Here is a 24,749-nt window from a genome sequence, read left to right as displayed (position 1 = left end):
TGAAACAGCTCCGATAGCGCTCGACGATCGATCGCGAAGCGATCGCTGCGTTTCATCACTGATCGCACGTGGAATGCTCGCGGCGCCTTCGATCTCCATCACGGATTCGCACGCGAAAACACGGGGTTCCCATGCTGTCGGATCACACAGGATGACGACGTGCGAGGCAGTGGATACGGTCGACTGGCCGCAGGGTGGACGCTTCGGGATCGGGAGCCCGAAGCGCCTTGCCTTGGTGCGGCACCTTCGTTCCAACCCACACAAGGAACTTTCGATGAAGACAAGGATTTCTTCGAGCATCGCCCTCTTCCTGCTGTGCACGGCCGCGGCCTCGATGCAGAGCGCGGAGGCGGGGTCGAGCGCCTACGGCAGTTCGGCCGCGGCGCCGACCATCTACAGCAAGAACTTCTGGTACAACGTCGCCTACCCCGTCGTCGGCAGTCCGCCTGCCAACGCGACGGTGACCATCGCCTACTACACGTGGAGCTATTCGTATCCGCGTCCGGCCGGGCTGATCGTCTATCTCTGCAACTCCACGGGCACCGTCTGTGGCGACATCAGCAATTCCGGCTCCGGCGGTGTCGATTTCCGTGGCACCGGCGTGCCCGCGAACCAGCCGCTGCGACTCTTCTCCCGGGTCAACGGCACCGGGACGATGGCACCACTCTTCGGAGGACCGACGTCGGTGACCGTCAATTACGTGTTCTGAGCCGGGAAGGACCCTGGCGCCCCGCCCGGCAGGATCCGTCGACCGGATTCTGCCGGGCTTCCGCATGCCGGGCGTCATGACGGCATCCGCCGCATCGTCTCCACTCGCGCCATGTTTGCGGTGCTTCCCTGAAAACCGACGATCACGACCCGCATCGAACCGGCATGCGGAAGCGCATCGCGAATGTCATCCGGACGCGACGCTTGACGATGCGCGCCCGCCGATCTCACGCCACGCGACACCCTCCGCATATCCTGTGCGTCGTTCGGGCAGACACTGATGCGGTCATCGCGGTCATCGCGGTCATCGACGGCACGATGGTCGTGCATCGACCGCGACTGCATGCGAATCAGCGAAACGGCCGCGCAATGGATGACGCGGCCGCCTGCAACGCGCTGACGACGACATCGCCTGCCGATCATCCGATCCTTTCCGTGCCTGCACGCCGTCCCGCCATCCGCACGCGCGGATGCGCCCGGATGGCCGGGATCGCGTGGCCCGCGTCTGCCCGGACGACGTTCGACTCCCATTACCACGAGGACATTCAATGAGACGACGCATCACACGCCCGCGGTCGCTGTACCGGCATGCGCTGACCTTCTGCCTGGCATGCGTGGCCACCGTGAGTCCGCCGGCCTTCGCCGGCAGCGCGGATCTCGATCCCACGTTCGCGCAGGCGGGGCGCTCGCTGATCCCCGTGTCGAGCAGCGGCGGGCAGGCGTTCGCGGGGGCGCTGCAACCCGACGAGAAGCTGATCCTCGGCGGCTGGGCCGGCGACCTCCCGGCCGGCAGTTCGACGGTCAACCGGCAGCTCGCGCTGTTCCGCCAATTCGGCAACGGCGCCTACGACCCCGCGTTCGGCCCGAGCGGAAACGGCATCACGACCTACGACTACTTCGGCGGCAACGATGCGATCGTCGACATGGCGTACACGCCGCAGGGCATCTACAGCGTCGGCTACGGTCACGTCTACAGCACCCGCTACCAGTTGCTGGTGCGGTATACGCAGGCCGGTGCGCTCGATCCGACGTTCGGCACGAACGGCATCGTCGAGCTGCTGCTCGGCAGCAACGATGCGCTCAATGCCCTCGCGATCCAGGCGGACGGCAAGATCGTGGTCGGCGGCAGCATCCAGGATCCGAGCGGCTACCACGACTTCTTCGTCGCGCGCTTCAACGCCAACGGCACGCCGGACACCGGCTTCGGCACGAACGGCAGGGTCCAGCTTTCCGCCAACAACTTCTTCGAAAGCGTGTACGACCTGGTCATCCAGCCCGATGGGCGCATCGTCATCGTCGGCGACATCGTCTACAACGGCGTCAATTCCGCCTACGTGCAGGGACTGACGCCGTCGGGCACGCGCGACCTCTCGTTCGGCACCAATGGCGTGACGCTGGTCTCGCGCAGCAGCACCGACGCCTACGGACGCCGGCTTGCGCTGACGAGCGACGGCCGGATCGTCGTCGGATCGGTCGGCGTCGAGCAGCCGGGCTTCAAGTCCGGCATCCATGTCGCGCGCCTGTCGGCGAACGGCCTCGTCGACACGACGTTCAACAATGGCGGAAGCTTCGACACCTTCAATCTCGTCGGCAGTCGCACGGTGGGCGCGATCGAAGCCGTTGCCGATGGCAGCGTGGTGGTCGCCGGCGGATTCCCGCCGCTGGCGAACGGCGGCGTCTCCGTCTCGTACGTCGCGCGGTACACGACGAATGGCGTGCTCGACCTCGCCTTCAACGGCGTCGGATACAAGTTCGGGGACATGATCGCGACGTCGCCGCTCGCCGCGTCCGCCGAGTTCATCTCGATGCTGCCCGACGGCCGCTTCTACGTCGGCGGTTACTCGGGCGACCAGTATCTCGCGCCGAGTTACTTCCATCTGCTGCGCTATCAGGGCGAGCCGCAGAACCTGCGCCCGGACGACAACTATCTGGCACCGCAGTACGGCGTGCCGCGCTCGACGACCATCACCAGCGAGAGCTGGACGGTCAGCGGCCTGTGGCCGCGCGGCGTTTACGTACCGATCACCGTGAGCGGCGGCCTGTACAGCGTCAACGGCGGACCGGCGACGAGTACGCAGGGTATGGTCAGGAACGGGGACGTGATCCAGCTGATCCACACCTCCTCGGCGCTCTACGATACCGAGACGACCACGGCGGTCTCGATCGGCGGCCTGTCGCCTTCGAACAACCGCGCGAACATCCTCGGCGCGCGGATGACCGCCACGCTGACCTCGGTCACCGGGTCGTCCTCCGGCGGTCCGGGCGGCGGACCTCCGGGCGGCTCCGTGCCGAAGGGTCAGGTGCCGTGACCCGTGCGGGGCGTGGGTCGCGCCACGCCCCGCGATGTCTCGCCCATGCAGGGTGCGCTCCTGCGCACCCTGCATGGGATAGCCCGGATACGCGGCGTATGCTCGCGGAACCGGATGCTGGAATCGCCTCGCCTTGACCGCTGATCTGTTCGCCACCGCCGACTGCTTCGAGCCGCTGCCGATGCCCGACGCGGACGTGCGGCTGTGGCGCGTGTTCCCGCTGCCGCAGGCGCCTGACGTGCTGCTCGACGCACTGATCGCGGAAACACCGTGGCGATCGGAGACGATCACGCTCTGGGGCCGCGAGTACGTGCAGCCGCGGCTCGTGGCCTGGCATGGCGATCCGGGTCGCGCATACACCTATTCCGGCACGACGATGGCGCCGCTGCCGTGGACGCCGCTGCTGTCGTCGCTGCGCGCGTGCGTCGAGCGCGCGTGCGCCACGTCGTTCAACAGCGTCTTGCTGAACTTCTATCGCGACGGCGCCGACGGCATGGGCCTGCACAGCGACGACGAACCCGAGTTGGGACAGCGGCCGGTGATCGCGTCGCTCAGCCTCGGCGAGACACGCGTGCTCGCGTTCCGGCATCGCGACCGTCGCGACGTGCCGACGGTACGCGTGCCGCTGGCGTCGGGCGACCTGCTGCTGATGCGGGGCGAGACCCAGCATCGCTGGAAGCACGGCATCGCCAAATCGAAGCGGCCGCTGGGGCCGCGCGTCAACCTCACCTTCCGCACGATCCGCTGAGGCCGCGTCAGAACCAGTCGGGCGACATGTCGAACGCGGTGGTGTCGGCGTCGCGCACGAGGCGCGCGGCGTGTTCGACCAGCGGCAGTTCGGTGGCGAAGAAGAAGCGGCAGGCCTGCAGTTTGCCGGCGTAGAACGCGCGGTCGTCGCCGGTCGCCGCAGGCAGTGCGCGCGAGGCGACCGTGGCCTGGCGCAACCATTGCCAGCCGATCACGACGTGGCCCAGCGCGGTCATGTACGCGCTCGCGTTCGCCAGCGCCAACCGGACCTCGCTCGCGGCCATGCGCGCGCCCGCCGCGCGCGTGGCTTCGACGACGCGACGCGCGGCGGCGTCCAGCGCGTCCGCGAGCGGCGCCAGCGCATCGTTGGTGCGTGCATCGGCGCAGGCGCGTGCGATCTCCGCCATCAGCAGCTTCAGCGCGACGCCGTCCTGCATCATCGCCTTGCGGCCGAGCAGGTCCAGCGCCTGGATGCCGTTGGTGCCTTCGTGGATCGGATTGATGCGGTTGTCGCGATAGCACTGCTCGACCGGATATTCGCGGGTGAAGCCGTAGCCGCCGAGCACCTGGATCGCGAGTTCGTTCGCCTTCAAGGCGTGGTCCGACCCCCAGGCCTTCACGATCGGCGTCAGCAGTTCCAGCAGCAGGTGGCTGTCGCGGCGCACGTCGGCATCGGCATCGTGTGCGCGATCGACCAGCATCGATGCGTGGTAGCCGAGCAGCGCCGCGCCTTCGACGTACACCTTCTGCTGCAGCAGCATGCGGCGCACGTCGGCGTGTTCGATGATCGCGATCGGCGGCGACGCGGGATCCTTCTGGTCGGGATGCCGGCCCTGCCTGCGTTCCTTTGCGTAACCGAGCGCATGCAGGTAGCCCGCGAGCCCCTGCAGCACCGCGCCCATGCCGACGCCGATGCGCTCCTCGTTCATCATGTGGAACATGCAGGCGAGGCCCTGGTGCGGCGGGCCGACGAGTTCGGCATGGCAGTCGCCGGCCTCGCCGAATTTCAGGAACGTGTTGACGCTGCCGCGCTGGCCCATCTTGTGGTTGAGCCCCGCGAGGCGCACGTCGTTGCGTTCGCCGCGGCTGCCGTCGGCGTTCACGCGCCAGCGCGGCACGACGAACAGGCTGATGCCGCGCACGCCGGCCGGCGCACCGACGATCTTCGCCAGCACCAGATGCACGATGTTCTCGCCCAGCTCGTGGTCGCCGGCGGAGATCCACATCTTTGCGCCCGACAGGCGATACGTGCCGTCCGGCTGCGGTTCGGCGACGGTGCGGATGTCCGCGAGCGAAGAGCCGGCATGCGGCTCGGACAGGCACATCGTACCGAACCAGCGGCCTTCGACGATCGGCCGCATGTAGCGGCGCTGCTGGTCCTCGCTGCCGTGCGCGGCGAGCAGGTTGGCGGCGCCGCGCGCCAGCGCCGGATACGCAATCGTGCCGGGATTCGCAGCCGAGAACATCGCGTCGCAGGCCTGCGCGACCACGAACGGCAGCTGCATGCCGCCGTCGGCGTGGTCGGCCAGCACGGCGCAGAAACCGGCGTCGTTGTAGGCCTGCACCGCGTCGCCGATCTCGGGGATGAGTTCGACCCGGCCGTCGACCATCGCCGGTTCGTTGAGGTCGGACTTGCGGTTGTGCGGGAGGAATTTCTCCAGCGCGATCTGGTGCGCGAGGTCGAGCGCCGCGGCGAAGGTCTCGCGACCGTGTTCGGCGAAGCGCGGATAGGCGCAGAGGCGCTCGACGTCGAGCACCTCGTACAGCATGAAGTCGAGGTCGCGGCGGTCGCAGATCGGGCTGGCGGACATAGAAATGAACTCCAAAAATCTAAGGCGTTAGCTCCAAGCACCCTCTCTGATTCTCATCCGAATTCTTGCCAAGTCGTTGCTGACGTCTTGCTTCAACTTTTTAGCTCCATAGCTTTCCCACTTCCGCGCACTGAACCATATATCCATTCTTCTGCGATATCTTCCTATCACATCGCCAATTTCATTCCCTTCGACGATAGCAATCTTGGCTAGAAGCTCCTCCGATTTGGCAAATGCATGATCATTTTTGCCAGGAGCATCTCCCAGCAAAACCGCCAATTGTTCGCATATTGCTAACGCCTCGTCCTTTCGCATACTTTCTCCAATGCTGACTTATCGTAGCCGACGCTTCAGCGCCTCGATCAAGTCCGACACCTCCGCCGGCGCCAGCTTCGCGAACCGCTCCGGCAGCAGGCTGCGGCGCGAGGATTCCTGCACCGCCAGCAGTTCCATCAGCTGGATGGTGTCGACGTGCTGCGGCGGGATGAAATCGCCGATGGCCTGCTGCAGGTGCGCGAGACCGAGCGCCGCGTCGCCGTCGTTGCGGGCGTTGTCGAGCGCGAGCAGCGCGATCGCTTCGAGGTCGGCGTTGGAGTAGCCGTCGAGGCCGTCGAGCGCGGCGACGAGCGCGGCAGTGTCGGCCTCCGACAGCGCGGCACCGTTGCGCTTGAGGATCGCGCCGACGACGCGCAAGCGATCCGCGGCGGTATCGGCGTAGAAGAACGGGATCTTGCGATCGAGCCGCCCCGGCCGCTTGATGTCGACGTCGAGCTTGTCCGGGCGGTTGGTCATCAGGATCGTCAGCACGTGGCCGCGGTTTTCCGGATCGGACATGAAGTCCTTCAGCCGCGCGATGACGCGCGAGGACGTGCCGCCGTCGGTCTCGCCGCCCTCGCCGTTGCCGAAGCTGCGGTCGCCTTCGTCGATGACCAGCGCGATCGGGCTCATCGCGCGGATGATCTTCAGCACGCGCTCGAGATTCGATTCGGTCGACCCCACCCACTTCGAGCGGAAGTTCTTCAGCACCACGCCGGGCAGGCCGGCTTCCTTCAGGAACGCCTTGATGACGAAGGTCTTGCCCACGCCCATCGGGCCGACCGCGAGTAGGCCCATCGGCGCGAGCCGCGCGTCGCCGCTGCGGATGAGCGCGGCGATCTTCATCAGCTCGGCCTTGATCTGGTCGTAGCCGCCGACCGCGTCGAGGCCGTACGCCGGATCGAGGAATTCGATGAGGTCGCCGCAGGAACGCTGGATGATCTCCCGCTTGCGCTGGCCGATGATCGCGAGCATCGCCGCGAGCGGGTCCTCGCCGGTGGCTGGCGCGGCGTGGCCGAGGATGAGGAACGCGATTTCCTCGCGGCTCTTGCCCGCGGTGACGGCGGCGTAGGCATCCGCGCGCTTCGCGGCGTCGGGCGCATCGCCGAGCAGTTGCAGCGCGAGCGCCTTGCGCTCGGCCTCGGGCAGGCCGGCGTCGGGACGCTCGGCGACGATGCCGTCGATCTCCAGCAGGCGCAGGCCGGCGGTGTGCTTGGCGACCAGCGCCTGCCGGTCCGCGGGCATGTGCGGCGCGGACTGCGCGACCAGCTGCGCGCGCGCGACCTCGTCGGGCAGCGGTATTTCGATGGCGGCGATGCGCGGATTGGTGTTGAGCGAAGGATGCAGCTCCGCCAGCGACGCGCACAGCAGCACGACGATGTGGTTGCGCTGCAGCAGCAGGCCGCCCAGCGACCAGTCGTGGAAGATCTCCAGCAGGCCGCGTTCGTCGGTGCTGAGGAACGTGGTGTCGGCGTTCGGCACGAGGTCGCCCGCGTGCGGCAGCACCAGCGCGATGCCCTCGCCCGTGCGCAGGCGCAGCTCCAGCGCGGCCATGTCCGAGAGCAGCGACTCGCCGTGCTCGATCGGCTTGGTGCCTTCGCCGCGGCGCTTGAGGCCGGCGTGGCGCAGCGCGAGTTCGTAGCGCTGCGGCTTGGCGGCCAGCACCACGTCCTGCAGGTAGTCGGAGAACGGCAGCAGGCGGCCTTCGTGCGGCACGCCGTCGTGGACGTTGCCGTGCAGCAGGAACAGCCCGGCCTCGCCGGCGAGGTAGCGTCGCTTGAGTGCGTCGGCCCAGGCGGGGAGCGCGGTCTGCGTCGAGGTGCCGTTGAGGGTGGTCATGGGTGCAATGTCCTGCCGACGTGGCGCTGCGTGCCTGTGAATCGACGTACGACGATGTCATCCCGAACGCGGGCGAAGCCGCCGAGGGAACTGCCGTTCGCAGAAAGCAGGAACAGCAGGTCCCTCGCTGCGCTCGGGATGACAGCGGGGGATCAGATCGTCCGGTCGCCCGCGGCCTGGCCGGCGCGTTCCTTCTTCATCGCTTCGAGCTTGGCGCGGGCGACGGCCTTGCTGCTGCCGGCCTTCAGGGCGTCGAGGCGGTTGTCGAGGTCGGACTCGCGCAGTTCGTCGCCGAGCTTGGCCTTGGCGATGGTGTCCTTGATACCGGTGCGGACGTTCTCCAGCGCGCGCAGTTCGGCGTCGACCGAGAGGCCTTCGAGCTGGTCGTTGATGCGGGTGCGCGCCTGCGCGCTCTGCATCTTCGCCAGCATGCGGTCCTTCTCGGCCTTGAGCTTGCCGATCTCGCCCTTGACGTCGGTCAGCGCGTTCTTGGCGGTCTCGACGTCCTTCTGGGCGCCTTCGAGATCGCCCTGCAGCGACGCGATCTCGGCCTCGACGGCATCCTTGCGCTCGATCAGTTCGACCGCAAGGTCGTCCTGGTTCGTGGCCATCGCCTGGTCGAGCATCGCGGCCAGTTCCTTCTGCTGCGCCTGCGCCTTCTGCAGGCGGTCAGCGGCGTCCTCGCGCAGGCGGATCAGGCCGGCGGTGGCGTTCTTGAGCTTGTTGTACTTCTCGATCATCGTGTTGATCGCGTTCTCGTACGCGATCTCCGGATGCTGCTGTTCCAGCCCGGTGACGAAGAGCGAGAGAAAGCCGCGCACGAGGTTGGCGAGTCGGCTGAAGAGGTTCATGCGAAGTCTCCTGTGGAAAGGGTCCGGTCAGCGCGCGCCGCCATCGGGCTGCCCCGCGGCTTTCGCCTGGGCCTGCTGCGCGGCGGACACGGCGTGGTTCTTGAAGTAGTGGCTGTCCAGATCGTTCTGCGACAGCTCCATCTCGATGTCCTCTTCCAGCTGCAGCCGCGACAACGACTCGCCGAGCTTGGAACCGAGGACGCTGGAATACGGGCTGGCGACGACCATCTGGTAAATCTCCTCCACCTGGTCGGGCAGCGACACCAGCGCGGCGTCGATCGACATGCGGCGTGCGACCAGGCGGTCGTGGCGCAGCTTGACCGCGGCATAGTCGTCGCGGGCCATCTTCAGCAGGCGATGGCGCGGGTCGTCTTCCTCGACCTCCGCGAGCGAGCGGTCGGCCTCGCGCAGGCGGCGGTCGAGCGTGGCTTCCTCGCCGCTGCGCAGGCGCTCCTGGATCGTCACCTGCGCCAGCCACAGCGCGAGGTAGTCGACCGACGCCTTGTCGACGCGCTCGGCGTCATCGTAGGACAGCTGGCTGGAGGCCTCGCCGGCGATGCGGTACAGCACTTCCGAGCGTTCGACGATGACGCGGTATTTCTGCCACATCGCCATGCCCATCACCCGCTCCATGCCGCCGTAGACCTGGAACAGTTCCTGCTGCAGCTGGCTGCGGCGCTGGTCGACGGCGCCGCGGCGCGACTGGCGATCGATGCGGCTGCGGAACGACGGCAAATCCGGCACCACCAGCGCCGCCAGCACCTGCGCCGCGCCCAGCACCACCAGCGCGCCGAGCGCGCCGGCGACCCCGGCGGGGATCGAGGCCACGGCCGCGGCCAGCCCGCCGCCGAGCACGGCGGTGAGGTTGGTCTGGCTGGTCAGCCAGGCGCGCAGGTAGCTGACGGGCTTGGGCGACGCATTCATCGGCAGGCGCTCAGATCGTCACCCGCATGTTGCCCTTGCCGGCGGCCTGGTGCAGGCGGCTGAGGATGCGCTGCTCCAGCGCGGCGGCCTCGGGCATGCGCAGCCAGCCGCTGTCGCGCGGCTTGGGCGCGGCGATCTCGAAATCGTCGGCGATGCGCGCCGGCTGCGTCGACAGCACGACGACGCGATCGCCCAGCAGCAGCGCCTCGGTGACGTCGTGGGTGACGAACACGATGAGGCAGGGATGCTCCTGGTAGAGCTTCACCAGCAGCTTCTGCATCTCCTCGCGGGTCTGCGCGTCGAGCGCGCCGAACGGCTCGTCCATCAGCAGGATGCGCGGCTTGAGCATCAGCGCGCGGGCCAGCGCGATGCGCTGGTTCTGGCCGCCGGAGAGCTGGCTGGGGTGCAGCTTCGCCTTGTCGGCGAGGCCCACGGATTCCAGCATGTGCATCACCAGCCCGTCGCGCTCGGCCGCGGGCACGCGATCGCGCCACAGCTTGAGCCGGAACGGGAAGGCGACGTTGTCGTACACCGTGAGGTCGGGACGATTGGCGTAGCGCTGGAACACCATCACCGCGTCGTCGTGCGCATCGGCGCAGGGCGTACCGTCGATGTTCACCGTGCCACTGGTGGGCATCACCAGGTTGTGCGGGCGCACGCCGCCCATCATGTAGAGCAGCGTGCTCTTGCCGCAGCCGGACGGGCCCAGCAGCATGTTGATGCTGGGACCGGTGAGGCGCAGGTCGAGGTCGTCGATGACGCGGTTCACGCCGCCTTCGGGGCGCTGGAATTCCTGGACGATCCGCTCCAGCGAGATCACGGCCGGTGCGGCGTCGGCGTTGCCGGTCATGCCTGGGTCTCCCACGGGTACAGGCGGCGCTTGGCGGTGCGCATCACCTGGTAGGTCACCAGCGCCAGCGCGATGATCACGAAGATGCCGGCGAACACCTGGTCCATCGCGCTGAAGCGGCGCGCGTTCTGGATCAGCTGGCCGAGGCCGACCTTGGCGTTCACGTATTCGGCGACGGTGATGTAGGTCCACATCACCGACACGCTGACGATGATCGCGTCGGCGATGCGCGGCATCGCGATCGGCACCACCGCGTGGCGGATGCATTCCCACGGCGTGGCGCCGAGATCGCGGGCACCGATCCAGTAGCTCTGCGGCACCGCCTGCACGGCGTCGCGCACCATCGGCACGAGGTAGACCACGGCGCCGAGGAACAGGAACGCGACCTTCATCGTCTCGCCGATGCCCAGCCACATCACCAGGATCGGCAGCAGTGCCACCACCGGCGCCGAGCGGAACGGGTCGATCAGCGGCGACAGCACGGCGTTGAGCTTCGCCGAGGCGCCCATCAGGATGCCCAGCGGCACGCCCAGCAGCACCACCAGCACGCCGGCGGCGGCCACGCGGCCGACCGACCACAGCGTGGCGTCGAGCAGCAGGCTCTTGCCGTCGTGCCAGGCGAGATAGCCGAACGCCTTCGCCACGGCCCACGGCGCGGGCAGCTTGTTCGGGCTGATCCAGCCGCTGGCGCTCAGGCCCGCCCACGCCAGCAGCACGACCGCGACGCCGATGACGCCGAGCCGCTGCCGCTGCGTGCCGGGGAGCGACGCGTAGGGATTCCAGGCGTTGTTCATGCCGACGGGCGTTCCCGGGTCACTGGCGCGCGCCGAACACGGCGATGCGGGTGGAGCGGTTGGCTTCGCGGCAGGCGTCGAGGTTCAGGCCTTCGGCTTCCGGCGCGCTTTCGTTGCACAGCGGGCGCTCGGAGCCGTTGCCGACGATCTTGAAGCGCTCGCGCGGGAACTCCCACTGCTGCACCAGGTAGTCGACCACCGCCTGCGCACGCGACAGCGACAGGCGGTTGTTGGCCGCCGCGTTGCCGGTGCTGTCGGTGTTGCCGCTGATCTCGAAGTAGGCGCTGCCGTTGTTCTCGATGAACGGCACCATGTCGGTGTCGATGGTCTTCTCGGCGCGCTTGGTCAGCGCGGCCTGGCCGCTGTTGAAGTTCACCACGACCGGCTTGGTCACTTCCGCCGGCGCGGCCTGCACCGCCTGCTCCCGGGCCTGCGCGGTGAAGGTCTCGGTCTTCTGCGCCTCGGCCTGCGCCTGCGTGCTGGCCTTGTACAGCGTCTCGATGAAGCGGGTGTCGAAGCTGTCGGACGGGTTGATCACCGGCGACTTCGGGTTCGCCAGCGCGCCGGCTGCGCGGTAGATCTGGTCGAAGCGCTGGTAGACGCGGGCGTAGTGGTTGGTGCCGCCGGCCAGACCGAGGATGCGCGCGTTGTCGCCCACGCCGGTCCACAGCAGGTTGTCGAACAGGCCCTTCACGAACGGCTTGCCTTCGTCCTTCGCCAGCAGGGTGAAGAACTCCTCGGTACCGACCAGCGCATCGACCGCGCCGTCGGGATTGGCGCGCGCGGCGTCGACGCCCTTCATCCAGCCGTTGACGAACTTCTGCACCGCGGCCGCGCCCTGCGCGTCGTCGAGCACGCGCTTGTCGCAGACGATGACGTCGAAGATCAGGTTCGACGCGGTCTTCGTCGAATACACGACATGGCCCTTGGTCGCACGCAGCGCGAGCGACAGGTCCGGGTCCCACAGCACGGCGGCGTCGACGTTGCCCGACTCCAGCGCGGCGCGCACGCCGGCGAGGCCGTCCTCGGCGTTGATGAAGACGTACTCGATGCTCTGCTTCCTGCGCGCCGACAGCGACGAGTTGTCGATCGCGTCGATGGTCATGCCGTGCGACGGCGTGAACTGCAGCAGCGCGACCTTCTTGCCGGCGAGGTCCTCGACGGTGCGGATCGCCGGGTCCTTCGCGATGATCGCGTCGGCGCCACGGGTGTTGTCGACGATCATCACCGCGCGGCCGTCGTGGCCGCTGTTGCGCAGGTTCGGCTGCTCCTGCGCCCAGAAGTCGGAGGTGCGCCACACGCATTGCGCGGCGCCGGATTCGAACACCGTCGCGATCGCCGGGATGTCGTCCTGGATCACGAACTCGACGTTCAGGCCTTCGCGATCGAACAGCGAGCCGGACTTGGTGGTCAGGCTGTTGCCGTTGGCGACCAGCGCCGGCGCGTAGCCGTGGAAGCTGACGATGCTGACCTTCAGCGGATGGCCGGACGACCCGAGCGGGCCGTCGCCCGAGCCGGTGTAGGCGCCAGCGGACGCGGTCTTGCCGCCGTCCTTCGACGCGGTCGCGGCGGTGGTGTCGTCGCCGCCTTCGGCCTTGTGGTTCTTGTAGAGGTTCCACAGCACCGAGCCGCTGCCGACGACGACGATGGCGCCGATCAGCAGTTTGGCGAACGGGGTGAGTTTGACGGCCATGGCAGGCTCCTTACGCGAGGGGGATGCGCCGCGCGCGACCGGTGCCGATCGCTGCGCATGCGGAAGAGGAAGAACGGAAAACGGGGCGTCGCCGGGTCACTGCGCCGGGGCCCGGAACTGGGCGGCGAGATCGGCGATCGCGGCGATCTGGGCGTCGAGGCGCTGGGTCTCGCGCTGCAGGGCGGCCTTGTTCGATTCGGATTCGGAATGCAGCCGGGCGACGTCCGCGGCGGCAGCGCCGATCGCGTCCTGCACCTGCGCCTCCAGCGCGGCGATCTGCCGGCGCAGGTCGGCGACGCGGGTGTCGCGGCTGGCTTCCAGCGCGGCGATGCGCTCGCCGTTGTGCTGCACCAGCGCCTCGGCGCCGCCCTGCAGGTGGCGCTGGTGGCCGCGCAGCGCGGCGACCTTGGCGTCGGCGTCGGCCAGCACCTGCTCCATCGACCAGGTCTCGTCGGCGACGTCCATCGCGGTGATCGCGGCCCGGCGGGTGGTCGGGTCCAGCGTGCGCAGGCCCTCGACCAGCTTCTGCAGGCGTTCGATCGGGAACGCCGCCTCGGCCAGGCCCTGGCGGGCGTAGATGTCGGCGAACGACAGGCCTTCCTCGATGCCGGGCAATCCGGCAGCCTGTTCGGCCGGCGGAGAGGCCGCCTCGCCGTCCGCCGCTCCGGTCGGCACCGGCGGCGGCGCCTTCGCGGACGGGGCCGGCGCGCGGCTGCCGCGGGTTTCGGCCTCGGCGGCGCGACGGATGATGGCGTCGATGTCGGCGTCTTCGGCGGGCGCGGCGGCGGGCGGCGCCGCGGGCTCGATCAGCCGCGCCGCTTCCAGGATGCGTTTCAGTGTCGCCATGGGGTCCCCGGGGGAGTGGGCACGAACATCACCCGTACAGGATCAAGAATAAGGGAAGCCGGACACAATTCCAGTCGCGCGGGGAACGACGGGCGATCCCGGCAGGCGCTCGCCGGCCGACGCGGCCACGAACGGCTGCGCGACGAAGCGGGCGCGCAAGCGCCTGATCCGGCGGGCGTGCAGCGAACTCGCGATGGGAAAGACGCAGGTGACGTGCGGCGTCCAGCGCCCCCGTCAGACGTCGTGGTGCTTGCCCCGCCACGGCGCGTACCAGGCGCGGATGCGGGCGATGTCGGCGTCCATGTCGTCGCCGAGGAAGAACGGCTCGCCGACGCCGATGATCTTCTCCGGGTAATGGAAATACGCCGGCACCACCGGCACGCCCGCGGCCTTGGCGATCTTCCAGAACCCCGGCTTCCAGCGCTCCACGCGCTTGCGGGTGCCTTCCGGCGCGATGCCGAGCCAGAAGCGCTCTTCCTGCCGGAACCGTTCCTGCATCTGCTCGACCAGCCCGCGGGCGTCGCCGCGGTTCACCGGGATCACGCCCAGCCGGTGCAGCAGCGGGCCGAACGGCCAGCGGAACAACTGGTGCTTGGCGAAGACGCGCATGTCCAGCCCCAGCGCGATCTTCGCGGCGAAGCCCCACACGCCGTCCCAGTTGGACGAATGCGGGGCGCCGATCAGCACCGCCTTGGGCACGTCGGGAAAGGCCCCGACCACGCGCCAGCCGCCCAAGCGCAGCAGCGTGCGCGCGCACCATCGGGCGAAGCGGCCGGAGCCGGTGCGCGGCACCGACAGCGGCAGCGGGATCAGCAGCGACGGGCTGCGTTGCGCGGGGTCGGCGGCCTCGGGCGCGGGCACGGCCATCAGTCCCAGTCCTTGCGGCTGCGCTCGCGCTTGATCCCCCCGCGCTGGTGCTTGGTGTCGAGCCGGCGCTGCTTGGCCGCGCGCGAGGGCTTGGTCGCGACCCGCGGGGTCGGTGCGCGCAGGCCGGTGGCCACGAACGCGGCCAGCCGCTCGCGGGCGTCCTGGCGGTTGCGCTCCTGGGTGCGGAAGCGCTGGGCGTTGATCACCAGCACGCCCTCGGCGGTCACGCGGCGGTCGCGGCGGGCCAGCAGCCGCGCGCGCACGGCCTCGGGCAGGGTCGGCGAACCGGCCACGTCGAAGCGCAGTTCGACCGCGGTCGCGACCTTGTTGACGTTCTGCCCGCCCGGGCCGGAGGCGCGCACGAAGCGCTCGACCAGCTCGGCCTCGGGGATGGCGATGGCGATGTCCGTCTCGGCGGTCGTCATGCGGGCGATTCTAACGAGCACGCCCCTAGCGAGCACGCCCCTAGCGAGCACGCCCGTAGAGCGCGCGCCCGTAGCGAGCGTACCGCTCGGCAGCGGACCTGCCACCGCGGTCCCGGGGGGCCGCGCGGCGCGATTGACCGGTCACGAAGGCTGCCGGAAGATGGCCCCTCACACCCGCATCGGCGCGGGTGGCCTGTCGAACGCCTGTCCCGAATGGAGAGTCCGGTCATGTCCCGTCGCGCGTCGCTGTCCCTCGCCCTCCTCGCCTGCCTGATGGCCGTTCCGGTCCCGGACGCCCTGGCCGGGGATCGCGCCGCGGTCGGCGGCGGCAGCGATTCGGCCTTCGTCGGCGGCGACCCGGCGCTGGTCGGCGGCGGCAACGGCTGGAACGCCCCGGCGATGTCCGCCCCCGGCCGCGCCGTGCCCACGCTGCCGAACACCGGCGGCGCCAGCCTCACCGGCGGCTTCGGCGGCGACATGGGCAGCGGCAGCTCGCCGGAACGCGCGTCGCAGGAAGTCCAGGCGCTGCTCTCCCTCGTGCAGGGCCAGATGGACGGCAGCCGCACCAGCGGCAACGCCGCGACCGACAGCGCCGCCGCCGCACGCTACCGCGGCGACGCCGACCAGCTGGTGCAGCGCTACTGGAGCCAGCTCAGCCCGGTCACCCGCGACATGTACACCGCCAACTTCGGCCGCTCCAACCCCGATGCGTCCAGCGAGCGCTACCGCTCGCCCTACGGCGACAACGGCCAGATCGAGAACCAGTTGCTGGGCGGCACCCGCGACGCCGCGCAGTCGATGCAGCACCTCGAAGACCTGCTGCTGCCGATGCTGCGCGACCTGAAGCAGGGCGTCGACAACAACCTGTCGCGCCGCGGTCGCTGATCCACCGCATCGCGCTCAGCCCGGCGCGACGCCGGCCTCGCCGAACAACGCCAGCGCCTTCGCGAATTCCGCGTCCGGCGACGCCGTCGCCACGACGGTGCCGCCGTCGTGCGGATGCGCGAACGACAGCCGTTCCGCGTGCAGCAGCATGCGGTGGATGCCGAGCATGCGGAACTGGCGGTTGTGGCGGCCGTCGCCGTGGCTGGTGTCGCCGATGAGATGGTGCGACAGGTGCTTGAGGTGGCGGCGGATCTGGCGGAAGCGGCCGGTCTCCGGCCACGCGCGCAGCAGCGCGTAGCGCGAGGTCGGGAACCCCGCCGACGGCAGCGCCAGTTCGCAGGTCGCGAGGCGCTCGAACCGCGTGATCGCCGGTTTCTTCTCCGGCTTGCCCGGGCCGCCGTCCAGCGGATGGTCGACGACGAACGCCGCCTCCGCGGGCCAGCCGCGGCAGACCGCGAGATACGCCTTCTCGACCTCGCGCGACATCAGCGTCTTGCCCAGCGCCGACGCGGTGTCGCGGTCGAACGCGAGCAGCAGGCAGCCGCTGGTGGCGCGATCGAGGCGATGCACGAGGAACACCGGCCGGCCGAACTGCTCGCGCAGCCGATCGGCGAGGAAGTCGGTCTCGCCACGCGCCAGCGCGCTGTCGTGCGCCATCAGGCCGGCGGGCTTGTCGACCACGGCCAGGCGGTCGTCGCGGTACAGCACCGGCACGGGCACCGGGGCAGGCGACGGGCTCGGATCGGCATCATCGCGGGGAACGTCAAACTTTTCGGACATGCCGACGGTCTGCGGAGGGTTCAGACTGCATTGTCTCCGATCCATCCTCCGAGGACCGTCCATGCCCGCCTTCGCGCTGCGCCGCCCGCTCCGTGCCCTGTCCCTCGCCTGCGCACTGGCGCTGGTGGTCCCCGCTGCCTTCGCCGCCGACGGCGTGCCGCTGCCCAAGGGCGTGACCGCCGGCCCCTGCGTCGAGGGCCTGTGCGAATACGGCCTCGCCAACGGCCTGCGGGTGCTGCTGTATCCGGACGCGAGCACGCCGAAGATCACCGTGAACGTCGTCTACCGCGTGGGCTCGGTCGACGAGAACTACGGCGAGACCGGCATGGCCCACCTGCTCGAACACCTGATGTTCAAGGGCACGCCGAACCACACCGACATCCCCGGCGAACTGACGAAGCGCGGCGTCCAGAAGAACGCGACCACCTGGCTGGACCGCACCAACTACTACGGCACCTTCCCCGCCGACACCGGCACCCTCGACTGGCTGCTGGGCATGGAGGCGGACCGCATGGTCCATTCCTTCATCGCGAAGAAGGACCTCGACAGCGAGATGACCGTGGTCCGCAACGAGATGGAAGCCGGCGAGAACAACCCGATCGGCGTCACCCTCGAACGTGTGCGCTCCACCGCGTACCTGTGGCACAACTACGGGCACGACACCATCGGCGCGCGCTCCGACGTCGAACGCGTGCCGATCGAGCGCCTGCAAGCCTTCTACCGCGCCTGGTACCGGCCGGACAACGCGACCCTGATCGTCTCCGGCCGCATCGACGCGCCGGCCACGCTGGCGAAGATCCAGACGACCTTCGGCGCGATCCCGCGCCCGAAGACGCCGCTGCAGCTCGCCTACACGGTGGAACCGACGCAGGACGGCGAACGCATGGTCACGGTGCGCCGGACCGGCGACCTGCAGGCGGTGGTGGCGGCCTACCACGGCGTGGGCGCCACCCACCCGGACAGCGCGGCGCTGGAAGTGCTGTCGAACATCCTCGGCGACACCCCGGCAGGCCGCCTGCACAAGGCGCTGGTCGAGACCAAGCTCGCGGCGAACGCCGGCGCCTTCGACCAGGGCCAGCGCGACGGCAGCCTGGTGACCGCGCTCGCGATCGTGCCGAAGGACGGCGACCTCGCGAAGGCGCAGGACACGCTGCTGCGCGAGGTCGAGGCCATCGCGCAACGCCCGGTCACCGAAGCGGAAGTCGCCGACGCCAAGCGGCGCATGGCCAACGCCTACGACAACGTCGCCACCGACGCGAACCAGATGGCGATGGCGTTGACCGACAGCGTCGCCAACGGCGACTGGCGCCTGCACTTCCTGCAGCGCGACCGCATCGCCGCGGTCACCGTGGACGACGTCAACCGCGTGGCACGCCAGTACTTCAAGCCGAGCAACCGCACGCTGGGCCGCTTCGAGCCCACCGCCGCGCCGGACCGCGCCGAGATCGCGGCCGCGCCGCCGGCCGCCGACGTCCTGCGCGGCTACACCGGCAAGGTCGCCGAGGCCGCCGGCGAGCGCTTCGACACCTCCAGCGCCAACTTCGACAAGCGCACCGAGTCGTTCACCATCGGCGACGGGCTGAAGGTCTCGCTGCTGCCGAAGGACACCCGCGGCGACAAGGTCCGCGTCAGCGCCACCTTCCGCTTCGGCGACGTCGACGCGCTGCGCGGCGTGCCGCCGATGGCCGCGAGCTTCGCCGGCAACCTGCTGATGAGCGGCAGCGAGACGATGAGCCGCGAGGAGATCGCGAAGAAGTTCGAGGCGCTGAAGACCGAGGGCGGTGTCGGCGGCAGCGCGCAGTCGGCCTCGATCACGCTCGACACGCGGCGCGAGACGCTGGCCGAGGCGCTGGCGCTGTCCGCGGACATCCTGCGCCATCCGGCCTACCCGGCCTCGGAGTTCGAGCAGCGGCGCCTGCAGTTCCTCACCGGCCTGGAAGCCGCACGGCAGGAGCCGGGCAGCGTCGCCGGCCAGGCGCTGTCGAAGCATTTCGACCCGTGGCCGGCGGGCCACCCGTTCGCCTTCCGCTCGCTGGACCAGACCCTCGCCGACCTGCGTGCGCTCAAGCGCGAGGACGTCGTCGCCTTCCACCGCGCGTTCTACGGCACCGCGACCGGCGAGATCGCGATCATCGGCGATTTCGATCCGGCCGCGGTCAAGGCGCAGCTGCGCACGCTGTTCGCCGACTGGCGCAGCGCGAAGCCGTACAAGGCGACGATCGAGACCGACCACGCCGTCGCCGCCGAGCGCCAGCGCCTGGAAACGCCGGACAAGGCCAACGCGGTGTTCCTCGCGCGGCTCAACCTCGCGCTGAACCAGGACGACCCGGACTATGCGGCGCTGGTGATCGCGAACAAGATCCTCGGCGGCGACCCGCTGAAGGCGCGCCTGGCCGAACGCCTGCGCCAGAAGGAAGGCCTGAGTTACGGCGTCGGCAGCGACATCGGCTTCGGCGTGGAACGCGGCGAGAACGCGGGCCAGATCAGCGTGCAGGCGATCGCCGCGCCCGAGAACATGGACCGCGTCGAAGCCGGCGTGCGCGAGGAACTGGCGCGACTCGTGAAGGACGGCGTGACCGAACAGGAACTGCACGATGCGGTGCAGGCAATGCGCACCGAGCGCGAACAGTGGCGCGGCGACGACGGCGTCATGGCCGGCACGCTCGCGACCAACCTCTACCTCGGCCGCACGATGGCCTGGTGGGACGCCGCCGACGCCAAGCTCGCGGCGCTGACGGTGGCCAGCGTCAACGAGGTCCTGCGTCGCCGCATCGATCCGTCGACGCTGAGCGTGTACGCCGCGGGCGATTTCGCGAAGGCGGCGAAGAAGTAACACGTACGCAAACCGGCTCCCGTAGGGCGGGCCTTGGCCCGCCATTGCGACTCCTCCGATTGCGACGTGCGATGGTCGACATCGTGCGCCGATGATCGGCACCGCAAGCAGAACGGTCGCGAGGTGGGCCAGGGCCTGAGGTATCCCCACTTTTTTCCCCGGCATATCATCGGGTTAGGCAAGTTCGCCCCATTTTGTGTCATCCCGAGCAGAAGGCGAGGGACCTGCTTTATCCCGCAACACCATTCCCCGTCATCCCGGCGGACGCCGGGATCCCGCTTTGAAGGCTCTGCCGTTGTTCTCTTGTTTCGCTCGCTGCCGCGAGCGAGTCACCTTTCTTTGCTTGTGCAAAAGAAAGGGTGACCCAAAGAAAGCACACCCCGTCGGTCGCGCCCGGCGCGTTGCGCCGGGTGCACGGGCTTCGCGGGGTTTTTCGACAGCACATCCCTGTGCTGGTCGAAAAACGCGCGGCCTCCTGCCGCGCGCCCTGCGGGCCTGATCCGCGAAGCCCGTCGCGACCAGAGGCCCCGGAAAGTCAAAACCAGAACGGGCATGATGGATGCCATCCGGACATGAATACCCGAGGCTTCCGCGAAAATTTCCGGGGGTAACGCAGGCTTGGGGCCCGCCCTACGCGACGCACCCGACCGTCAGCGCCGCGGCCACGCCGCGATCAGCGCCCACAGGCCGCCGAGGCCGGCGATCCACGCCGCGGCGGGCACGCCGAGCACGCGCGGGCCGCCCGCTTCCAGCGCGTACAGCACCGCGGCCACGATGAGCAGGCCGGTGCCGAGGATCGCGGAGACGATCCGTCGCTGCATCGCGTTCACGGTCGACGCCAGTTCCGCGAGGTCGCGCGAGCGCATCGCCAGTTCGTGCTGGCCGGTGGTCTGCTGCGTCAGCCACGCGTGCAGCAGCTGCGGCATGTCCGGCGCGCGCGTCACCAGTTCGGGCAGGCGCTTGCGGAATTCGCCGGCCAGCCGCGCCGGGCTGTAGCGCTCGACGAGGATCTTCTCCAGCACCGGCTTGGCGACGGCCCAGATATCGAGTTCCGGATCGAGCTGGCGACCGACGCCCTCGATGTTCAGCAGCGTCTTCTGCAACAGGATCAGCTGCGGCTGCAGCGTCAGTTCGTAGCGCTGCGCGGTGCGGAACAGCTTCACCAGCACCTCGGCCAGCGAGATTTCCGACAGCGGCCGGGTGAAGTACGGCTCACACACCGCGCGGGCCGCAGCTTCGAGTTCGTCGATGCGCGTGGTCGCGGGCATCCAGCCGGCCTGCACGTGCAGTTCGGCGATGCGTCGGTAGTCACGATTGAAGATCGCCATGAAGTTCTCGGCGAGGTAGTACTGGTCCTCGCTGGAGAGCTGGCCGACGATGCCGAAGTCGATCGCGATGAAGCGCGGATTCGCCTTGCGCGCGGGATCGACGTCGACCCAGATGTTGCCGGCGTGTGCGTCGGCGTGGAAGAAGTTGTCGCGGAACACCTGCGTGTAGAACACGCGCACGCCCTTCGCCGCCAGCGCCTTGCGGTCGATGCCGGCGGCATCCAGCGCAGCGACATCGTCGCTGGGGATGCCGTACACGCGTTCGAGCGTCAGCACGCGCTCGGCGGTGTGGCTCCAGATCACCTCCGGCACGTAGAGATCCGGCGAATCCTTCCAGAAGCGGCGGATCACCGACGCGTTCGCGCCTTCGCGCTGGAGGTCGAGTTCGGCGGCGAGCGTCGTCTCGATCTCGCGCACCACTTCGCGCGGCCGGATTTTCTCGGCGCGCGGATGCGCGCGTTCGACCAGCGCCGCCACGCTCGACAGCAGCGCGATGTCGCCGTCGATCTGCTTCTCGATGTCGGGGCGCAACACCTTCACCACGACCTCGCGCCCGCCGGGCAGGCGCGCAGCGTGCACCTGCGCGATCGATGCGGATGCGAGCGGCACGGTGTCGAAATGCTCGAACGCCTCGCGGATGTCCTGGCCCAGCGCGGCCTCGACGATGCGCCGCGCGGTCTCGCCGTCGAACGGCGCGACGCGATCCTGCAGCAGCGCGAGTTCGACCGCGATGTCCGGCGGCATCAGGTCGCGACGGGTGGAGAGGATCTGGCCGAACTTGACGAAGATCGGGCCCAATTCCTGCAACGCGAGGCGCAGGCGCGCGCCGCGCGACATCGCCGCGACCTCGGCCGACGCGCGCGGCACGAACGGGCGCGCGAGCTTGAGCCAACGCTCGGCCGGCGTGTCGTCGAGCAGGTCGTCGAGGCGGTAGCGGATCAGCACCCGGCCGATGCGCGCGGCGCGCAGGACGGCGCTCATGACGCCATCCGCTTCTGCAGCCGCGACACGCGCGCCGCGAGCCGCGCCGCGTCGTCGCGCAGCGCGTCGACGTCGTCGAGGAAGGCGTCGAGTTCCGCGCGCGGCACCACGTCGCGTGATTCCTCGGTCACGTATTCGGCGGCGGCGCCGGCGAAACGCTTGCCGCCATCGCGGGCACCACGCAGCGCGGCGGCGACGCCGTTGGCGATCTGCACGCCGAGCACGTCGCCGAAGACGTCGGCGAAGGGCTTCTGCCAGTCGGGATCGAAGCGCTCGGCCAGGCGCTGCAGGCGGCGTGCGAGTTCGGCGTCGCCCTCGATGCGCATGCGGCCCACCGGCAGCGCGTCGGCGTCGTCGCCCGCGGTGCCCAGCAGCCGCGGCAGCACGTTGCGCAGGCCGAACGACAGCGCGCCGCCGAGCGTGGTGCGCACGGCGAGGTCGGGCGAAGCCGCGGGATCGGCCGGGCCGACGCGCAGGCGGTCGCCGTCGACGGTCAGGCGCAGCGCCAGCGGCGGCGCGTCGGAGCCGTCGCGGCCGGCCAGCGCCAGCACCACGCTGCGCCCATCCAGCGGTGGCAGCGCCTCGCGGGTGTCGGGATCGAGGGCGACGGCGCGGTTGAGCGCCGATTCCAGCGCGCGGCCGGCCAGCGGCTTCCAGTCGAGGGGGGAGGCGGTCATGCCGGGCATTCTAGCCGGGGGCGCTACCGGCACGGTCGCCGGGCGTTCCGCATGGGCGCCAGGGCGCGGCCCGTGCGCATCGTGAACGAGGACCGCGACGGCACGCGCACCTTCGGCGCGTCCCTCACCCGCCGCGCGCGGCGCGGCGACCTCTCCCGCGGGCGGGAGAGGTGAACAGCCTGCGGCCGCGGCAGCGGCGGCAGCAGTAGCCGCGAGGATGAAACGACGCCGACTGCGCGCGCGCTCGCTTCGCCGCATTCACGTCGCGCGTCGAGCCCCTCTCCCCTCGCGGGAGAGGGGTTGGGGAGCGGGGGCGAGGCGCGTCAGCGCGACGCCGCGGCCAGCCGCGCCAGCCCCTCTTCGATCGTCACCTTCGGCACGTAGCCGAAATCGCGGGTCGCGGGCGCCATCGAATACCAGTGCGTCGTGCTCAGCTGTTCGGCGAGGAAGCGCGTCAGCGGCGGCTCGCCCTTCAGCGGCAGCACGGTCCACAGGCCCTCGCAGACCGCACCGATGGCGTAGGCGGCGCCGAACGGCAGCGACTTGTCGACCTCCGGCGCACCGACCGCGCGCAGCAGCGCGTTGACGATCTCGCGCACCGGCTTCGGTTCGCCGTTGCTGATGAAGTAGGCCTTGCCGGCGCAGGCCGCGCCCGGCGCGAGATGGTCGAAGGCGTCGAAATGCGCCTGCGCGGCGTTGTCGATGTAGGTGGTGTCGATGCGGTTGTGGCCGCCACCGACGAAACGCAGCCGGCCGGCGCGCGCGCGATCGGCCAGCCGCGGCACCAGTTGCTGGTCGCCCGGGCCCCAGATCAGCCGCGGCCGCAACGCGACGGTCGCGAGGGCCGCGTCGTTCGCCGCGAGCACGGCCTTCTCGGCGATGGTCTTGGTGGTCGCATATGGCGCCTTGAAGCCCTCGCCGTAGGGCACGGTGTCGACGGTGCCGCCCTCGACCGGATGCGTCGCGCGATGGGTCACGCTGGGGGTGGAGGTGTAGACCAGCCGGCCGATGCCGTGCGCGCGGCAGGCGGCCAGCACGTTGTCGGTGCCGACCACGTTCGCCTGATGGTAGCTGTCGTAGCTGCCCCAGGCGCCGGCCTTGGCCGCGTTGTGGAAGATCGCGTCCACGCCGGCGCAGGCGGCGATCACCGCGTCGCGATCGGCCAGGTCACCGCGGATCTGGCGCACGCCCAGCGGATCGAGATCGGGGTAATGGCCGCGGTTGTAGCTCGCGACCTCGTGCCCGCGTTCGACCAGCCCGCGGCACAGCGCATGCCCGAGGAAACCGCCGCCGCCCGTGACCAGGATCTTCATGCCGTGACCTTCATGCCGTGCCCGTGTTGCCGTGTCCGATGACGGCGCACATGGTACGCGGCGCCGGCGTATGCTGCGCCGCAGACCCCCGCGAGGAGCCCGCCATGCGCCGTTCATCCCTGTCCGTCCTCATCGCCTGCCTGGTCTTCGCCACCGCGGCGGGCGCGCAGTCGCTGGAACAGCAGCTCAAGGATCGCCTGCTCGGTGGCAGCACGGGCAGCAGCACGGCCGGGCTCAGCGAGAAGGACGCCGCCGACGGCATCCGCGAGGCGCTGGCGCAGGGCGTGGATCGCGCGGTGCGCCAGCTCGGCACCCCCGACGGCTTCTTCCGCGACGAAGCGGTGAAGATCCTCGTGCCGCAGCGGCTGCGCAAACTCGCCGATCTCGCGCGCCAGCTCGGCGCCGGCAGGAAGGTCGATGCGTTCGAGCTGTCGATGAACCGCGCCGCGGAGAAGGCGGTGCCGCTGGCGGCGGGCATCATCGCCGACTCGGTGCGGAAGATGACGCTGCAGGACGCGATCGGACTGGTGCGCGGCGGCGACACCTCGGCCACCGATTTCTTCCGTCGCACCAGCGAGGAGAAACTCTACGCCGCGTTCCTGCCGATCGTGCAGAAGCAGACCGCGTCGGTGGGCGTGACCCAGAAGTACAAGGATTTCTCGAAGAAGGCCGGCGGCAACGCGCTGGCCGGCGCGCTGCTCGGCGACCAGGGCATGAACGGCGCCGACCTCGACGACTACGTCACCCGCAAGACCATCGACGGCCTGTTCCACGTCATCGCCGAGCAGGAACGGCAGATCCGCCACAACCCCGGCGCGCGCACCACCGAGCTGCTGCGGCGCGTGTTCCGCTGATCCACGCCCGCCTCGCCTCGTCGCCGTGTCGCGGATGGCGCGACACGCGCGTTGAGCGCCTTTCGATACGCCACCGCAGGGTCACGACCCGTCTGCACCGGATGCGGGCGCGTCGCGCA

At 69.7% G+C, this 24,749-nt stretch carries 21 protein-coding genes; 7 read left to right on the top strand and 14 right to left on the bottom strand.

The window, feature by feature from the left end:
• The first annotated feature begins 274 nt into the window (after nt 1-274).
• The 4 genes from ACT53Q_RS15230 (at nt 275) to ACT53Q_RS15215 (ending at nt 3,765) form a co-directional block, all read left to right on the top strand.
• Nucleotides 275-709 (top strand): flagellar protein FlhE, encoded by a 435-nt coding sequence (locus tag ACT53Q_RS15230; protein ID WP_476187500.1) that lies wholly within the window; start codon nt 275-277, stop codon nt 707-709.
• 164 nt (nt 710-873) lie between these two features.
• Entirely contained in the window at nt 874-1,260 is a 387-nt protein-coding gene (locus tag ACT53Q_RS15225) for a hypothetical protein (RefSeq protein WP_476187499.1), read from the top strand.
• Nucleotides 1,257-3,017, top strand: coding sequence for a hypothetical protein (locus ACT53Q_RS15220; protein WP_476187498.1), 1,761 nt, complete (start codon nt 1,257-1,259; stop codon nt 3,015-3,017). Before ACT53Q_RS15225 ends, ACT53Q_RS15220 begins: the two co-directional genes overlap by 4 nt.
• Before the next feature lie 133 nt (nt 3,018-3,150).
• Nucleotides 3,151-3,765: an alpha-ketoglutarate-dependent dioxygenase AlkB family protein gene (locus ACT53Q_RS15215; RefSeq protein ID WP_476187497.1), complete on the top strand. Its 615-nt coding sequence runs from the start codon at nt 3,151-3,153 to the stop codon at nt 3,763-3,765.
• Nucleotides 3,766-3,772: 7 nt separating this feature from the next.
• Here ACT53Q_RS15215 and ACT53Q_RS15210 read toward each other — a convergent pair whose 3' ends face one another.
• The 10 genes from ACT53Q_RS15210 to arfB all read right to left on the bottom strand — a co-directional run bounded on the left by ACT53Q_RS15210 (nt 3,773) and on the right by arfB (nt 14,979).
• Nucleotides 3,773-5,575 (bottom strand): acyl-CoA dehydrogenase, encoded by a 1,803-nt coding sequence (locus ACT53Q_RS15210; RefSeq protein ID WP_476187496.1) that lies wholly within the window; start codon nt 5,573-5,575, stop codon nt 3,773-3,775.
• Between the two features lie 333 nt (nt 5,576-5,908).
• Nucleotides 5,909-7,729, bottom strand: a complete 1,821-nt coding sequence (locus tag ACT53Q_RS15205) for an ATP-binding protein (protein ID WP_476187495.1) — start codon at nt 7,727-7,729, stop codon at nt 5,909-5,911.
• A 152-nt stretch (nt 7,730-7,881) separates the two neighbouring features.
• Nucleotides 7,882-8,580: a PspA/IM30 family protein gene (locus ACT53Q_RS15200; protein WP_476187494.1), complete on the bottom strand. Its 699-nt coding sequence runs from the start codon at nt 8,578-8,580 to the stop codon at nt 7,882-7,884.
• Nucleotides 8,581-8,607: 27 nt separating this feature from the next.
• Nucleotides 8,608-9,504: a hypothetical protein gene (locus ACT53Q_RS15195; RefSeq protein WP_476187493.1), complete on the bottom strand. Its 897-nt coding sequence runs from the start codon at nt 9,502-9,504 to the stop codon at nt 8,608-8,610.
• Nucleotides 9,505-9,514: 10 nt separating this feature from the next.
• Nucleotides 9,515-10,354, bottom strand: a complete 840-nt coding sequence (locus ACT53Q_RS15190) for an ABC transporter ATP-binding protein (protein WP_476187492.1) — start codon at nt 10,352-10,354, stop codon at nt 9,515-9,517.
• Entirely contained in the window at nt 10,351-11,148 is a 798-nt protein-coding gene (locus tag ACT53Q_RS15185; RefSeq protein WP_476187491.1) for an ABC transporter permease, read from the bottom strand. Before ACT53Q_RS15185 ends, ACT53Q_RS15190 begins: the two co-directional genes overlap by 4 nt.
• Before the next feature lie 19 nt (nt 11,149-11,167).
• A complete protein-coding gene (locus ACT53Q_RS15180; RefSeq protein WP_476187490.1) occupies nt 11,168-12,841 on the bottom strand; it encodes an OmpA family protein in 1,674 nt (557 codons plus the stop codon).
• Nucleotides 12,842-12,937: 96 nt separating this feature from the next.
• On the bottom strand, nt 12,938-13,687 hold the full coding sequence (locus tag ACT53Q_RS15175) for a hypothetical protein (RefSeq protein WP_476187489.1): 750 nt from the start codon (nt 13,685-13,687) through the stop codon (nt 12,938-12,940).
• A 234-nt stretch (nt 13,688-13,921) separates the two neighbouring features.
• The gene (locus ACT53Q_RS15170) at nt 13,922-14,554 is read right to left on the bottom strand and encodes a lysophospholipid acyltransferase family protein (RefSeq protein ID WP_476187488.1); all 633 of its coding nucleotides are present in this window, start codon (nt 14,552-14,554) and stop codon (nt 13,922-13,924) included.
• Complete coding sequence (gene arfB, locus ACT53Q_RS15165; protein ID WP_476187487.1) at nt 14,554-14,979, bottom strand: alternative ribosome rescue aminoacyl-tRNA hydrolase ArfB; 426 nt, start codon at nt 14,977-14,979, stop codon at nt 14,554-14,556. The genes ACT53Q_RS15170 and arfB overlap by 1 nt, the downstream gene beginning before the upstream one ends.
• A 228-nt stretch (nt 14,980-15,207) precedes the next feature.
• Between arfB and ACT53Q_RS15160 the strand changes: the two genes are divergently transcribed.
• A complete protein-coding gene (locus ACT53Q_RS15160; protein WP_476187486.1) occupies nt 15,208-15,864 on the top strand; it encodes a hypothetical protein in 657 nt (218 codons plus the stop codon).
• Between the two features lie 15 nt (nt 15,865-15,879).
• Here the strand turns inward: ACT53Q_RS15160 and ACT53Q_RS15155 are convergent, their stop codons facing one another.
• Nucleotides 15,880-16,644, bottom strand: coding sequence for a pseudouridine synthase (locus tag ACT53Q_RS15155; protein WP_476187485.1), 765 nt, complete (start codon nt 16,642-16,644; stop codon nt 15,880-15,882).
• A 61-nt stretch (nt 16,645-16,705) separates the two neighbouring features.
• Between ACT53Q_RS15155 and ACT53Q_RS15150 the strand changes: the two genes are divergently transcribed.
• Nucleotides 16,706-19,477, top strand: a complete 2,772-nt coding sequence (locus ACT53Q_RS15150) for a M16 family metallopeptidase (protein ID WP_476187484.1) — start codon at nt 16,706-16,708, stop codon at nt 19,475-19,477.
• A 650-nt stretch (nt 19,478-20,127) separates the two neighbouring features.
• Here ACT53Q_RS15150 and ubiB read toward each other — a convergent pair.
• The 3 genes from ubiB to oleD all read right to left on the bottom strand — a co-directional run bounded on the left by ubiB (nt 20,128) and on the right by oleD (nt 23,776).
• On the bottom strand, nt 20,128-21,786 hold the full coding sequence (gene ubiB / locus ACT53Q_RS15145) for a ubiquinone biosynthesis regulatory protein kinase UbiB (RefSeq protein WP_476187483.1): 1,659 nt from the start codon (nt 21,784-21,786) through the stop codon (nt 20,128-20,130).
• A complete protein-coding gene (locus tag ACT53Q_RS15140; protein WP_476187482.1) occupies nt 21,783-22,472 on the bottom strand; it encodes a ubiquinone biosynthesis accessory factor UbiJ in 690 nt (229 codons plus the stop codon). The genes ubiB and ACT53Q_RS15140 overlap by 4 nt, the downstream gene beginning before the upstream one ends.
• Before the next feature lie 314 nt (nt 22,473-22,786).
• Nucleotides 22,787-23,776 carry a 2-alkyl-3-oxoalkanoate reductase gene (gene oleD / locus ACT53Q_RS15135; RefSeq protein WP_476187481.1) on the bottom strand — a complete coding sequence of 330 codons (990 nt, stop codon included), beginning with the start codon at nt 23,774-23,776 and terminating at the stop codon, nt 22,787-22,789.
• Nucleotides 23,777-23,880: 104 nt separating this feature from the next.
• Between oleD and ACT53Q_RS15130 the strand changes: the two genes are divergently transcribed.
• Nucleotides 23,881-24,630 (top strand): DUF4197 domain-containing protein, encoded by a 750-nt coding sequence (locus tag ACT53Q_RS15130; RefSeq protein WP_476187480.1) that lies wholly within the window; start codon nt 23,881-23,883, stop codon nt 24,628-24,630.
• Nucleotides 24,631-24,749 lie beyond the last annotated feature (119 nt).

This window comes from Lysobacter sp. DMC97, from assembly GCF_056313745.1.
Note: the sequence above shows the minus strand (reverse complement) of the source record. Positions and strands in the feature narration are given on the sequence as shown.